This is a genomic window from Radiobacillus sp. PE A8.2 (assembly GCF_045635475.1).
In the GTDB taxonomy this organism is placed as follows: domain Bacteria; phylum Bacillota; class Bacilli; order Bacillales; family Amphibacillaceae; genus JBJGXI01.
Map to the genome: position 1 here is coordinate 100,892 of NZ_JBJGXI010000011.1, position 11,925 is coordinate 112,816.

At 42.1% G+C, this 11,925-nt stretch carries 11 protein-coding genes and 1 riboswitch; all 11 genes read right to left on the minus strand.

All coding sequences use genetic code 11. The annotated features are described in order from the left end of the window. Window positions 1-5: 5 nt before the first annotated feature. Window positions 6-1,538 carry a bifunctional phosphoribosylaminoimidazolecarboxamide formyltransferase/IMP cyclohydrolase gene (gene purH / locus ACI6MV_RS08285; RefSeq protein ID WP_407269812.1) on the minus strand — a complete coding sequence of 511 codons (1,533 nt, stop codon included), beginning with the start codon at window positions 1,536-1,538 and terminating at the stop codon, window positions 6-8. Between the two features lie 16 nt (window positions 1,539-1,554). Continuing rightward, a complete protein-coding gene (gene purN / locus ACI6MV_RS08290) occupies window positions 1,555-2,130 on the minus strand; it encodes a phosphoribosylglycinamide formyltransferase (RefSeq protein ID WP_407269813.1) in 576 nt (191 codons plus the stop codon). Next, on the minus strand, window positions 2,127-3,152 hold the full coding sequence (gene purM, locus ACI6MV_RS08295; RefSeq protein WP_407269814.1) for a phosphoribosylformylglycinamidine cyclo-ligase: 1,026 nt from the start codon (window positions 3,150-3,152) through the stop codon (window positions 2,127-2,129). The genes purN and purM overlap by 4 nt, the downstream gene beginning before the upstream one ends. Before the next feature lie 51 nt (window positions 3,153-3,203). Next, a complete protein-coding gene (gene purF, locus ACI6MV_RS08300) occupies window positions 3,204-4,613 on the minus strand; it encodes an amidophosphoribosyltransferase (protein WP_407269822.1) in 1,410 nt (469 codons plus the stop codon). After that, window positions 4,589-6,814 carry a phosphoribosylformylglycinamidine synthase subunit PurL gene (gene purL, locus ACI6MV_RS08305; RefSeq protein WP_407269815.1) on the minus strand — a complete coding sequence of 742 codons (2,226 nt, stop codon included), beginning with the start codon at window positions 6,812-6,814 and terminating at the stop codon, window positions 4,589-4,591. Before purL ends, purF begins: the two co-directional genes overlap by 25 nt. Beyond that, on the minus strand, window positions 6,798-7,481 hold the full coding sequence (gene purQ, locus ACI6MV_RS08310; RefSeq protein ID WP_407269816.1) for a phosphoribosylformylglycinamidine synthase subunit PurQ: 684 nt from the start codon (window positions 7,479-7,481) through the stop codon (window positions 6,798-6,800). The genes purL and purQ overlap by 17 nt, the downstream gene beginning before the upstream one ends. Continuing rightward, window positions 7,478-7,729 (minus strand): phosphoribosylformylglycinamidine synthase subunit PurS, encoded by a 252-nt coding sequence (gene purS, locus ACI6MV_RS08315; RefSeq protein WP_407269817.1) that lies wholly within the window; start codon window positions 7,727-7,729, stop codon window positions 7,478-7,480. The genes purQ and purS overlap by 4 nt, the downstream gene beginning before the upstream one ends. Further along, window positions 7,726-8,439: a phosphoribosylaminoimidazolesuccinocarboxamide synthase gene (gene purC / locus ACI6MV_RS08320; RefSeq protein WP_407269818.1), complete on the minus strand. Its 714-nt coding sequence runs from the start codon at window positions 8,437-8,439 to the stop codon at window positions 7,726-7,728. Before purC ends, purS begins: the two co-directional genes overlap by 4 nt. A 220-nt stretch (window positions 8,440-8,659) precedes the next feature. Then, window positions 8,660-9,952 (minus strand): adenylosuccinate lyase, encoded by a 1,293-nt coding sequence (gene purB / locus ACI6MV_RS08325; RefSeq protein WP_407269819.1) that lies wholly within the window; start codon window positions 9,950-9,952, stop codon window positions 8,660-8,662. A gap of 45 nt (window positions 9,953-9,997) precedes the next feature. After that, window positions 9,998-11,125, minus strand: coding sequence for a 5-(carboxyamino)imidazole ribonucleotide synthase (purK, locus tag ACI6MV_RS08330; RefSeq protein ID WP_407269823.1), 1,128 nt, complete (start codon window positions 11,123-11,125; stop codon window positions 9,998-10,000). After that, window positions 11,118-11,609, minus strand: a complete 492-nt coding sequence (purE, locus tag ACI6MV_RS08335; protein ID WP_407269820.1) for a 5-(carboxyamino)imidazole ribonucleotide mutase — start codon at window positions 11,607-11,609, stop codon at window positions 11,118-11,120. The genes purK and purE overlap by 8 nt, the downstream gene beginning before the upstream one ends. Before the next feature lie 183 nt (window positions 11,610-11,792). Beyond that, a riboswitch (purine riboswitch) is annotated at window positions 11,793-11,890 on the minus strand. Between the last annotated feature and the right edge of the window lie 35 nt (window positions 11,891-11,925).

Genomic DNA, 11,925 nt, shown 5'->3' on the forward strand with positions numbered 1-11,925 from the left:
AAATTTTAGTGCTTAAAGTGACGCATACCCGTGAATACCATGGTGATGCCATGTTTATCACATGCATCAATCGAATCTTGATCACGCTTTGATCCACCTGGTTGAATAATTGCGGTTATACCTGCTGCAGCGGCTGCTTCAACTGTGTCCGGCATTGGGAAAAATGCATCTGATGACATCACTGCACCTTTGGCCTTATCGCCCGCTTGCTCTAGTGCGATTTTCGCTGCACCAACACGGTTCATTTGACCAGCACCGACACCGATCGTTTGATCACCTTTTGCAACAACGATTGCATTTGATTTCACGTGTTTCACGACTTTCCATGCGAAAAGTAATTCCTCTAACTCTTGCTCGGTTGGTTGACGTTTAGTTGCAACGGTTACGTCGTCTTTTGTTACGCTTGCAACGTCACGGTCTTGAACGAGCAATCCACCAATCACACTTACCACCTTTTTCGGGTTTACAGGCGATTGGTCTACTGGAGTCTCAAGTAAACGGATATTTTTCTTTACAGTTAAGATTTCAAGTGCTTTTTCCGAGAAAGATGGAGCGATTACTATTTCCAAGAAAATGTCTTTTAACTGGTTTGCAGTTGCTTCATCTACTTCTTTGTTCAAGGCTACGATACCACCAAATATCGAGACTGGATCAGCATCGTAAGCTTTTGCAAAAGCTTCTGAAATCGATGCGCCAATACCGATGCCACACGGGTTCATATGCTTTACAGCTACTGCCGCAGGCTCAGAGAATTCTAATACCATCTCAAGTGCTGCGTTTGCGTCTTGAATATTGTTGTAAGACAGCTCTTTACCGTGAAGTTGTTTGGCATTTGCAATTGATGCACCTTTCACGTTGCCTTCTTTATAAAAAGCAGCTTGCTGATGTGGATTTTCACCATAACGTAATGACTGCACTTTCTCATATGTAACGGTATACGTTTCTGGATCTTGTTCGTCTGTGATATCAATAAAATAATTGCAAATCATCGCATCGTAATTTGCTGTGTGGCGGAATACTTTTGCCGCTAGTAGCTTACGGTCTTCTACTGATTGTGTGCCTTCCTGCAATCCAGCAAGCACGCTATCATAATCGCTCGGATCTACAATAACAGTCACGTCACGGAAATTTTTTGCAGCAGAACGCAGCATCGTTGGTCCACCAATATCAATGTTTTCGATGGCGTCTTCTTCGCTAACACCTTCTTTTGCGATTGTTTCTTTAAATGGATAAAGATTAACAACGACAATATCAATTGGGTCGATATCGCGCTCTTCTAACTGCTCGATGTGCGATGAATCGTCGCGGCGAGCGAGTAGTCCTGCGTGGATAAATGGATGTAATGTTTTGACACGGCCGTCTAATATTTCATCAAAATTTGTAACTGCAGATACCGGTATTGCTGGTAATCCTTCTGCTTGTAATGCTTTTAACGTTCCGCCTGTTGATACTAGTTCATAGCCTAGTGCGTCCAACCCTTTTGCAAATGCAGCTAAGTTGGTTTTATCTGAAACACTCAGTAGTGCTCTTTTTTTCATGGGTGTGTTCCCCTTTCTACTTGTCGTTCAGTAAGTGTTGAATCGTTTGTGGATATAAATAATGCTCAATTGTTTGAATGCGTTGCTGTAAGGAAGTTCTATCTTCTTCTGGCTCAATCGACAATGCTTGCTGGGCAATGATTTTCCCAGTATCCATACCAGCATCAACGTAATGGATGGTTACACCGGTTACTTGAACGCCAGCCTGTAACGCTTGACCTATCGCGTCTAAGCCTGGGAATGCTGGCAATAATGACGGATGGATGTTAACTATTTTCGACGGATATGCGTCTAGTAAAGTTTGTCCAATTAACCGCATATAACCAGCCAGGACAATCCATGCTACATTCGCTTCTGTAAGTTGTGCAACGATTTCTTGCTCAAATGCTTGCTTCGATGGATAGCTCTTTGGTTGAAATGCGAAAACTGGCACACCGTATCGTTCCGCTTTTTCTAGTACCTTCACTTCTGGCTTATCACAAACTAGCAGACTAACTGTTGCATCGAGCTTTCCTAGTTCGATTGCCTCCATAATAGCAACAAAATTACTTCCTGTACCAGAGGCAAACACAGCAATGTTGGAATGTGTCATGCTGTAATTGTCACTCCTTGGCCTTCTGTAACTTTACCGATCACCGAAGCTACTTCCTTGTTAGCAGCAAGCAGATCTAATACTTGGTCAGCTTCGTTTTCAGAAACAATGACAGCCATTCCAATGCCCATATTGAATACGCCGAGCATGTCGCTAAATACTAGATTTGCTTTTTCTTGCAAGAAATTATAAACTGCTGGAATTTCCCAAGAGCCGGATTTAATCTCTACCCCTAAATCTGCTGGTAATGCACGTGGTAGGTTTTCATAAAAACCACCACCAGTAACATGGCTAATTCCCTTAATTGTAACAGCTTCTTTTAATTGCTTGATCGTTTTTGCATATATTTTAGTCGGAGTAAGTAATACTTCTCCTAGTGTTTTTTCAAATTGACCGTAGTCTGATGTTAAATCGAGTTGATAATCTGCTACTATTTTTCTAACGAGTGAGTAGCCGTTCGAATGCAGTCCACTAGACGCGATACCGATGACAACATCTCCGGCTTGGACGTGCTCGCCTGTAATTAGCTGTTTTTTGTCAGCAATTCCAACAACAAAGCCTGCTAAATCATATTCGCCATCCTGATACATACCTGGCATTTCAGCTGTTTCGCCACCAATCAAAGCAGCACCGCTCTCAACACAACCATCTGCGATTCCTTTTACAATTTGCTCAATTTTTTCCGGCTCATTTTTACCACAAGCAATATAATCCAAGAAAAATAACGGATCAGCACCTTGGGCAACAATATCGTTCACACACATAGCGACCAAATCAATCCCTACTGTATCATGGATATCTGTATCGAAGGCAAGCTTCAGCTTAGTACCAACGCCGTCTGTTCCGGATACGAGTACAGGCTCTTCATAGGAAAAAGAAGTTAATTCAAAAAGCCCGGCAAATGCACCGACACCGCCGATTACTTCTTTGCGGTTTGTTTTGTTTATATGTTTTTTCATTAAATCTACTGCTCGGTAGCCTGCGGTCACATCGACGCCCGCTTGCTTATATATTTCACTCATCACTTTAGCTCCTTATCAAGGTATTTGGTCTACCCGTATCACACGGGATTTTTAGCCTTTATATGCAGGTAACACTGTGTCCGGATAAATTTCAGTAGGGTAATTACCTGTAAAGCAAGCGTTGCAAATACCTTGTTCGATTGAATCTTCGGTGACAATCGACTTTTCTAATCCATCTGTTGTTAAATAGGCTAAACTATCCGCTTCGATTAGTTCACGAATTTCCTCGATCGAATTATTCGAGGCTATAAGCTCACCTTTGTTCGAAGTATCAATGCCATAATAACAAGGGTTTTCGATAGGCGGGGAGGCAATACGAACGTGTACCTCTAGTGCACCTGCTTCCTTAAGCATTCGAACAATCCTTTTACTCGTAGTGCCGCGCACGATAGAATCATCAACCATAACGACCCGTTTGCCTTCCACAATACCACGTACAGCAGATAACTTCATTTTCACGCCTTGTTCACGTAATTCCTGTGACGGCTGGATAAACGTACGACCAACATAGCGATTTTTTATCAAACCTAACTCGTACGGAATACCCGCTGCCTCCGAGTAACCGATCGCCGCCGATATACTAGAGTCTGGTACACCAGTGACAACATCGGCTTCGACTGGTGCTTCCGCCGCTAGTTGCTTGCCCATTTTTTTACGACTTGCATGGACGTTCGTACCATTCAAATCACTGTCAGGGCGGGAAAAATATACATACTCCATCGAGCAAAGTGTCCGTTGGAGAGGTGAAGCGAATTGCTTTGATGTAATCCCGTTATCATCAATAATTAGTAATTCACCTGGTTGCACTTCACGAATATAAGTTGCACCAATAATATCAAATGCACACGTTTCTGACGATACTACATACGCACCACCGAGCATCCCGATCGATAGTGGACGTAATCCACGTGGATCTAAGGCGACAAATAGCTGCTCTTCTGTTAAAAGCGCAAGTGCATAGGCCCCTTTAATCATCGATAAGGCAGAAGCAATCGCTTCTTCCATATTCAAATGGCCACTGCGCTTGATTAAGTGTGCCAGTACTTCTGTATCAGAGGTAGTTTGCAAAATACTGCCTTGTGCCTCTAATTGGTTTTTCATTGCATTCGCATTCACTAGATTTCCGTTATGTGCTAGCGCCATGCTGTTTTTCTGGGAACGAAATAAAAGTGGCTGAACGTTCTCATATCCGCCACCACCTTGGGTTGCGTAGCGAACGTGACCAAGAGCAGCATTGCCTTTTAGTCGTGAAAACTCCCCCTGCTGAAATACTTCGTTAATCAAACCGATGCCTTTATGCAGGTGAAGTGCTTCACCATCACTTGTGACGATGCCTGCTCCTTCTTGCCCACGGTGCTGCAGGGCATGTAAGCCGTAATAAGTCATTTCAGCTGCTTTTTCATGTCCCCAAATTGCAAATACACCGCACTCTTCATTTAATCCCTTGATTTCAGCAAGCATGGTATAGCCCCTTTCCATAATGCTTTCAAGCCTTCAACTTCCGTATCAATCGTCATTTGTTCGTTAACTTTTATGTTCATGATACCGTCTGCTGTAACGTCACCAATATACGCTGCGTCTGTAACCTGTGCTTCGAACGCCTGGCGATTTGCTTGGGTAACAGATATAAGGAAACGTGACTGTGTTTCACTGAATAGTTCTACCGTCGCATCACCAGATAAACTTATGTCACAACCTAATTGTTTATCGAATAAGCTTTCCGCTATGGCTACGGCTAAGCCACCCTCTGCAAGATCATGTGCAGAAGCAACTAACCCTGACCGAATTGCTTGTAATAGAGCACTTTGGCGCGTTGCTTCCACAGTTAAGTCAATCGCTGGTGCTTTACCAAAATAATTATTTTCTAACATGTTTTGCAGTTCACTTCCACCAAACTCATGTCTCGCCGCTCCGATTACATAAATCGCATCTCCTTCTGATTGGAAGAAAGATGGGGTAATATGTTCAACCGAATCGTGTAATCCGACCATGCCAACAACAGGTGTTGGGAAGATTGCTTGCCCGTTTGTTTCGTTGTATAAAGATACGTTACCGCTGATAACTGGTGTGCCAAGCGCTAAACATGCTGCACTCATACCGTCGACGCTTTTTTCCATTTGCCAAAAGTTTTCCGGTTTATCGGGATTTCCGAAGTTTAAGCCGTCGGTTAATGCTAACGGTTTGGCACCTGAACAAATGATATTACGTGCTGCTTCAGCAACCGCAATTTTTCCACCTGTTTCTGGATCTAAATAAATGTAACGAGAATTACAATCTGTTGTCATTGCTAATGCTTTATCTGTGCCACGCACGCGTAACACGGCGGCATCTGATCCAGGTGTGACAACTGTATTCGTTTGTACCATTGAATCATATTGGTCATACACCCATTCTTTACTAGCGATCGTTGGTTGCTGTAAGAGTGCTTGTAATGCTTGTTGATGGTCTTTCACACTAGGCATATAAGCTTCCATCGTCTGGAACTGTTCAAAATAAGCCGGTACCGCAGATGCTTTATAATAAACTGGTGCGTCTTCTGCTAATGAATCAACTGGAATATCTGCAACAACCTCGCCTTTATGTAACAGACGGAATTGTTTATCCTCGGTTACCTTACCTACTGGTACTGCTTCAAGTCCATACTTGTTAAAAACATCGATGATCTCTTGCTCCTGCCCTTGCTTGACGACAAGTAGCATCCGCTCTTGTGATTCTGACAGCATCAATTCGTATGGCGTCATGTTTAATTCACGTTGTGGAACAAGGTCAAGGTTCATTTCCAAGCCAGTGCCTGCTTTACTTGCCATCTCACTTGCTGACGATGTTAAACCCGCTGCACCCATATCTTGAATACCGATCAGCGCCTCCGAATGAATAACCTCTAAACATGCTTCAATTTGTAATTTTTCCATAAAAGGATCGCCAACCTGCACGGATGGACGCTTACTTTCCGACTCTTCCGATAAGTCTTCAGATGCAAAAGTTGCGCCGTGAATACCGTCACGACCTGTAGGTGGCCCTGCATAAATGACTGTATTTCCTACTCCTGCAGCAATTCCTTTTTGAATATCTTTATGATCAATAATTCCAACACACATTGCGTTAACGAGTGGATTGCCTTCATAACAATTATCAAATTGAACTTCACCGCCAACGGTTGGCACACCAACACAGTTGCCGTAACCTGCGATTCCATTGACTACCTCTTCAAATAAATATTTAACGCGATTTGAATCTAAATTACCGAACCGCAAAGAATTTAACACGGCAACTGGACGAGCGCCCATCGAGAATACGTCACGGATAATCCCACCAACACCTGTAGCAGCACCTTGATAAGGCTCTACAGCAGATGGATGATTGTGGCTTTCCACTTTAAATACAACTGCTTTCCCGTCACCAATATCAACGATTCCAGCCCCTTCACCAGGACCTTGCAGTACGTGTGCGCCCTCTGTCGGGAATTTCTTCAATAGTGGTTTGGAAGTTTTGTAGCTGCAATGCTCCGACCACATCACCGAGAAAATCCCAGTCTCTGTAAAGTTCGGACGACGACCTAAAATCGTTTTGACTTTTTGATATTCTTCATCTGTTAATCCCATATCGCGGTAAAGGCGGTCTTGTTCAACTACTTCTGGGCTAATCTCAGGCGCTTGCAACATGTGTTTCCCTCCAATGATTCACTACTGATTTAAATAGCTTCAAACCGTCATCTCCACCGAGCAATGCTTCTACTGCACGTTCTGGGTGCGGCATCATCCCTAATACGTTACCAGCTTCATTCACAATTCCAGCAATGTCACTTACCGAGCCATTCGGATTGTTTGCATAGGTGAACACGATTTGATTGTTCGATTGTAGCTGTGCTAGTGTTGCTTCGTCACAATAATAATTTCCTTCGCCGTGTGCAATTGGCAATGCAATCGTTTCTGCTTGTGTATATGCAGAGGTGAACATGGATTCGTTGTTTTGTACGACTAAATCTTCAAAATGGCACATGAATTTTAAATTTTTGTTGCGCAGCATCGCCCCTGGAAGTAAGCCTGCTTCTAAAAGAATCTGGAATCCATTACAAACACCTAAGATGGGAACACCTTTGGCTGCTTGTTGTTTTAATTGATTGACGATCGCTGACGTTGAGGCAATTGCCCCTGTGCGAAGGTAGTCTCCATAAGAAAATCCACCTGGCAGTAAAATAGCGTCATAGTCTTCTAGATTTGCATCTTGGTACCACACTAAATCTGCTTCTTCTCCTAAGCTATCTTTAGCTGCATGGTACATGTCTCTGTCACAGTTTGATCCCGGAAAAACAACAACGGCAAATTTCACTGCGTAACACCTTCCTCAATCGTATAGGAATAATCCTCAATGACTGGATTAGCTAGTAATTTTGCACACATGTCTTCTACTTGCTTTTCGACATCACCGTTATCTGCTAACTCAAGCTCCATATATTTCCCAACACGTGCTTGCTGTACTTCTGCAAACCCTAGTGTATTTAATGACTCTTGTACTGCTTTACCTTGAGGGTCTAATACGCCCGGCTTTAATGTAATGTAAATTTTCACTTTTTTCATTTTACTGCCTCCAGTCGATTAAGAATGTTGTCATACACGTCCAGCAAATCGCCTAAACCTTCACGAAACACGTCTTTATCCATCTTCTTGCCTGTATCTTTATCCCAAAGCCGGCACGTATCTGGTGATACTTCATCCGACAATACAATCTTTCCATCTACGTTTCTACCAAACTCTAATTTGAAGTCGACTAATACAAGATTAATACCAAGGAAGAACTTTTGTAACTGTTCGTTTACCTGAAGAGCCGCTGACTTAATTTCGGCAATTTCTTCTAAGCTAACATCGGTTAATAATAAGGCATGATCATCGCTCATAAGCGGATCACCGAGCGCATCATTTTTGTAATAAAACTCAACAAGTGATGGTGTGAATGCTGTTTTTTCTTCAATTCCGAAGCGACGGGTAATACTTCCTGCTGCAAGGTTACGAACGACGACTTCAATCGGAATAATTGTCGTTTTTTGTACGAGCTGTTCGGTATCGTTTAACACCCGTTCGAAATGACTTGCAACACCTTTTTCATGCAAAAACTCAAATACCTTAGCGGATATTAAATTGTTGTATCTGCCTTTACCAGTAAACGTTGCTTTCTTTTCGCCGTTAAATGCTGTTGCATCATTTTTATAAGACAAGACTAACTGTGTATCATCTCCAACTACTGTAAACACTTGCTTCGCTTTACCTTCGTACAAAAGTTCACCCTTCATCTTGTTCACCTCAATTAGCAATTTTGGTTAGTACCTTATAGAGGATGTTCAAAAAGTCCCAATTAATCACAACGATTATTCAAGTAGCTTACCCGATGTCGAATATTGGAATCAGCCGAAAAATCCGGTCATCATGTAGGTTCTGTCTACACTCCGGTCTTCTTTTTCTAGCTTCATCCAATCTTCTCGATGCTAAAAACGGAACTTTTTGAACACGCACTTATAGTCCGATTTTAGTAAAAATCTTATCGACATTTTTCAGATGATACGTATAGTCAAAGCAGTCTGCAATTTGTTCTGCAGAAAGTAAATTTGTAATTTTCGACTCTGCTTCTACTAGTTCTCTAAACGATATCCCGTTTTCCCATGCCTTCATTGCATTTGGCTGCACTAAATCGTATGCTTCTTCTCTGCTCATGCCTTGGTCGATTAACGATAACAACACACGTTGTGAGAAAATAACGCCATATGTTTTGTCGATGTTTGCCTTCATATTTTCCGGGAACACGGTTAAGTTTTTGACGATGTTGCTAAAACGACTCAACATATAGTCAAGTGCAATTGTAGCATCTGGCAAAATTACACGTTCCGCAGATGAATGTGAAATATCACGTTCATGCCAAAGCGATACATTTTCATAAGCTGTCATCATATAGCCACGAATTACTCTTGCCATACCAGTCATATTTTCTGACCCGATTGGGTTACGTTTATGTGGCATTGCAGACGATCCTTTTTGTCCTTTAGCGAAAAATTCTTCCACTTCTCGTGTTTCTGTTTTTTGCAGACCACGAATTTCGGTTGCGAATTTTTCAATTGATGTCGCAATTAACGCTAGTGTCGACATGTACTGCGCATGACGATCACGTTGTAATGTTTGTGTAGAAACTGGTGCAGCAGCAAGGCCCAATTTTTTACAAACATACTCTTCAACGAACGGGTCGATGTTAGCATACGTGCCAACCGCTCCAGAAAGTTTACCCGTTTCAATCGTGTTCGCAGCTGCTTCAAAGCGCTCCAAATTACGCTTCATTTCTTCATACCAAAGCGCCATTTTCAAACCAAACGTAGTAGGTTCTGCGTGAACACCATGGGTTCTGCCCATTTGGACGGTATGCTTATGTTCGATTGCTTTAGCTTTTAAAATTTCAACAAAACGTTCCAAATCACTACGCAATATGTTGTTTGCTTGTTTTAATAAGTAAGATAATGCTGTATCAACCACATCGGTAGAAGTTAAACCATAGTGAACCCATTTACGTTCTTCGCCTACCGTTTCCGATACGGCACGTGTAAATGCAACAACGTCATGTCTTGTTTCTTGTTCAATTTCTAAAATGCGATTAACATCAAAGGATGCTTTCTCGCGCAACTTTTGTACATCTTGTTTCGGAATAACACCAAGCTCACTCCACGCTTCACAAGCGAGTAGCTCCACTTCCAACCATGCTTGATATTTGTTTTCCTCTGTCCAAATCGCACCCATTTCTTCTCTTGTATAGCGACCGATCATAATCATTTTCCTCCTATTTGTCTGAATCAAAAATTGACTAGTCTATCAAACTTTTTCCGTAATTCGTAGATTGTCAGCAACAATTTGCTCGAGCTCTGGAAGACTGTTGCCAACGTATGTGACATGCCCCATTTTTCGTTTGTCTTTAATTTCTTTTTTTCCGTACACGTGCACATGTGCCTGTTCATATATTTCTGGCGTTTCTGTAAAAGCAGTCACATCGTCGCCTAGTAGGTTAATCATCACACTAGCACCGTGAAACTTGATTGGTGCAAGTGGTAAACCACAAATTGCACGCATATGCTGCTCGAATTGTGACACGCTGCACGCTTCAATTGTAAAGTGACCAGAGTTATGTGGGCGTGGTGCCATTTCGTTAATGTAGATGTCTTCACCAACAACAAACATTTCGATTGCAAATGTGCCGACAACCTCTATTGCCTCCGCTACTCGTGCCGCTACATCCAATGCCTGCTCTGTCACTGAATTGGAGACTCTGGCTGGTGCGGTAGTTTTATGTAAAATATGATTTTTATGCTCATTTTCTGCTAACGGAAAGTAGCTGATATTTCCGTCTATTGTTCTCGTAAATACAACGGAAACTTCCTTATCGAACTTTATCCATTGTTCTACAATACAGCGTCCATTTTTTTGTATAAATTGAGTTGCTATATCGAGATCTTGAAGTGAAGTAAGCTGAAGCTGCCCTTTACCGTCGTATCCACCTCGACAAGTTTTAATAACAGCCGGCAAGCCAACTGTATCAAACGCTTGCTTTAGTTCTTGTCCTGTCTCCACAACCTTAAATGGTGCAACTGGAAGTCCATTTTCAGCAAGCACTGTTTTTTCTTGCTCGCGATCTTGCGTTATTTTTAAAAGTTGCGATCCTTGCGGTAAACATCCCTTTGTTTCCAATAACCGAGCTGCTGTTAGATCAACATTTTCAAATTCATATGTCACAACATCACTTTTATTAGCTAACTGTGCGATCGCATCCAGGTCATCATACTTAGCAACAATCTGTTCATCACTCACCTGTGCTGCTGGACAATCTGGTGTTGGGTCTAATACGACAATTTTATAGCCCATATGCTTTGCCGCCATCGCCATCATTCGCCCAAGCTGTCCTCCACCTAAAATTCCTATAGTGCTTCCAGGTAACAGACTATTCATCTTCAAGCTGCTCCCTCATTTCATCTACTTTTGCTTTCATTTGTTTGCGATAATGATTCAACCGTTCGGCAACTTTTTCATCCGCACTTCCAATGATTTGTGCTGCTAAAAGACCAGCGTTCATCGCTCCTGCTTTTCCAATCGCTACTGTTGCAACTGGAACACCTGCAGGCATTTGTACGATAGAAAGCAGCGAATCTAATCCATTTAAGCTTTTTGATTGCACGGGCACGCCAATCACAGGTAACGTTGTTTTTGCTGCTACCATGCCTGGCAGATGGGCTGCTCCACCAGCTCCTGCGATAATTGTTTTCATTCCTTTTTCTCTCGCCTGCTCCGCATACTGAAACATATCTTCCGGTGTTCGGTGAGCAGATATTATTTCTTTCTCATAAGAGATGTTCAACTCTTCTAGGATCGTACATGTATGTTTCATCGTTTCCCAATCAGAAATACTTCCCATGATCACACCAACAGTTGCCATCACTTTTGCCTCTTTTCTTTATAAGTAGTACGTATTTTTTCGATTAATAGCGATTTACGCCCTGTAGTTATACTATTTACACACAACAAAAGCCTATTCATCTCCTATGAAATAAGAGAAGATGAATAGGCATACGTCAATCACTCATATATGCATTCGTAACAATCATTGTTGGTCTTCACACAATGATTCATCTTCCCTCATAGTCCATCATTTACGGTGATGGGTAGAGACTCTGGGCCATATTCCCATATTATACGAGGTACAGTTTTTATAGAAAATCTTGTCGCTAATTTATTCTCCTTCATGCAATTAT

Excerpts from the sequence above, each read along its gene's own strand:
- purH (WP_407269812.1), bottom strand. The coding sequence starts at position 1,538 with ATGAAAAAAAGAGCACTACTGAGTGTTTCAGATAAAACCAACTTAGCT.
- purN (WP_407269813.1), bottom strand. The coding sequence starts at position 2,130 with ATGACACATTCCAACATTGCTGTGTTTGCCTCTGGTACAGGAAGTAAT.
- purM (WP_407269814.1), bottom strand. The coding sequence starts at position 3,152 with ATGAGTGAAATATATAAGCAAGCGGGCGTCGATGTGACCGCAGGCTAC.
- purF (WP_407269822.1), bottom strand. The coding sequence starts at position 4,613 with ATGCTTGCTGAAATCAAGGGATTAAATGAAGAGTGCGGTGTATTTGCA.
- purL (WP_407269815.1), bottom strand. The coding sequence starts at position 6,814 with ATGTTGCAAGCGCCTGAGATTAGCCCAGAAGTAGTTGAACAAGACCGC.
- purS (WP_407269817.1), bottom strand. The coding sequence starts at position 7,729 with ATGAAAAAAGTGAAAATTTACATTACATTAAAGCCGGGCGTATTAGAC.
- purC (WP_407269818.1), bottom strand. The coding sequence starts at position 8,439 with ATGAAGGGTGAACTTTTGTACGAAGGTAAAGCGAAGCAAGTGTTTACA.
- purB (WP_407269819.1), bottom strand. The coding sequence starts at position 9,952 with ATGATCGGTCGCTATACAAGAGAAGAAATGGGTGCGATTTGGACAGAG.
- purK (WP_407269823.1), bottom strand. The coding sequence starts at position 11,125 with ATGAATAGTCTGTTACCTGGAAGCACTATAGGAATTTTAGGTGGAGGA.
- purE (WP_407269820.1), bottom strand. The coding sequence starts at position 11,609 with ATGGCAACTGTTGGTGTGATCATGGGAAGTATTTCTGATTGGGAAACG.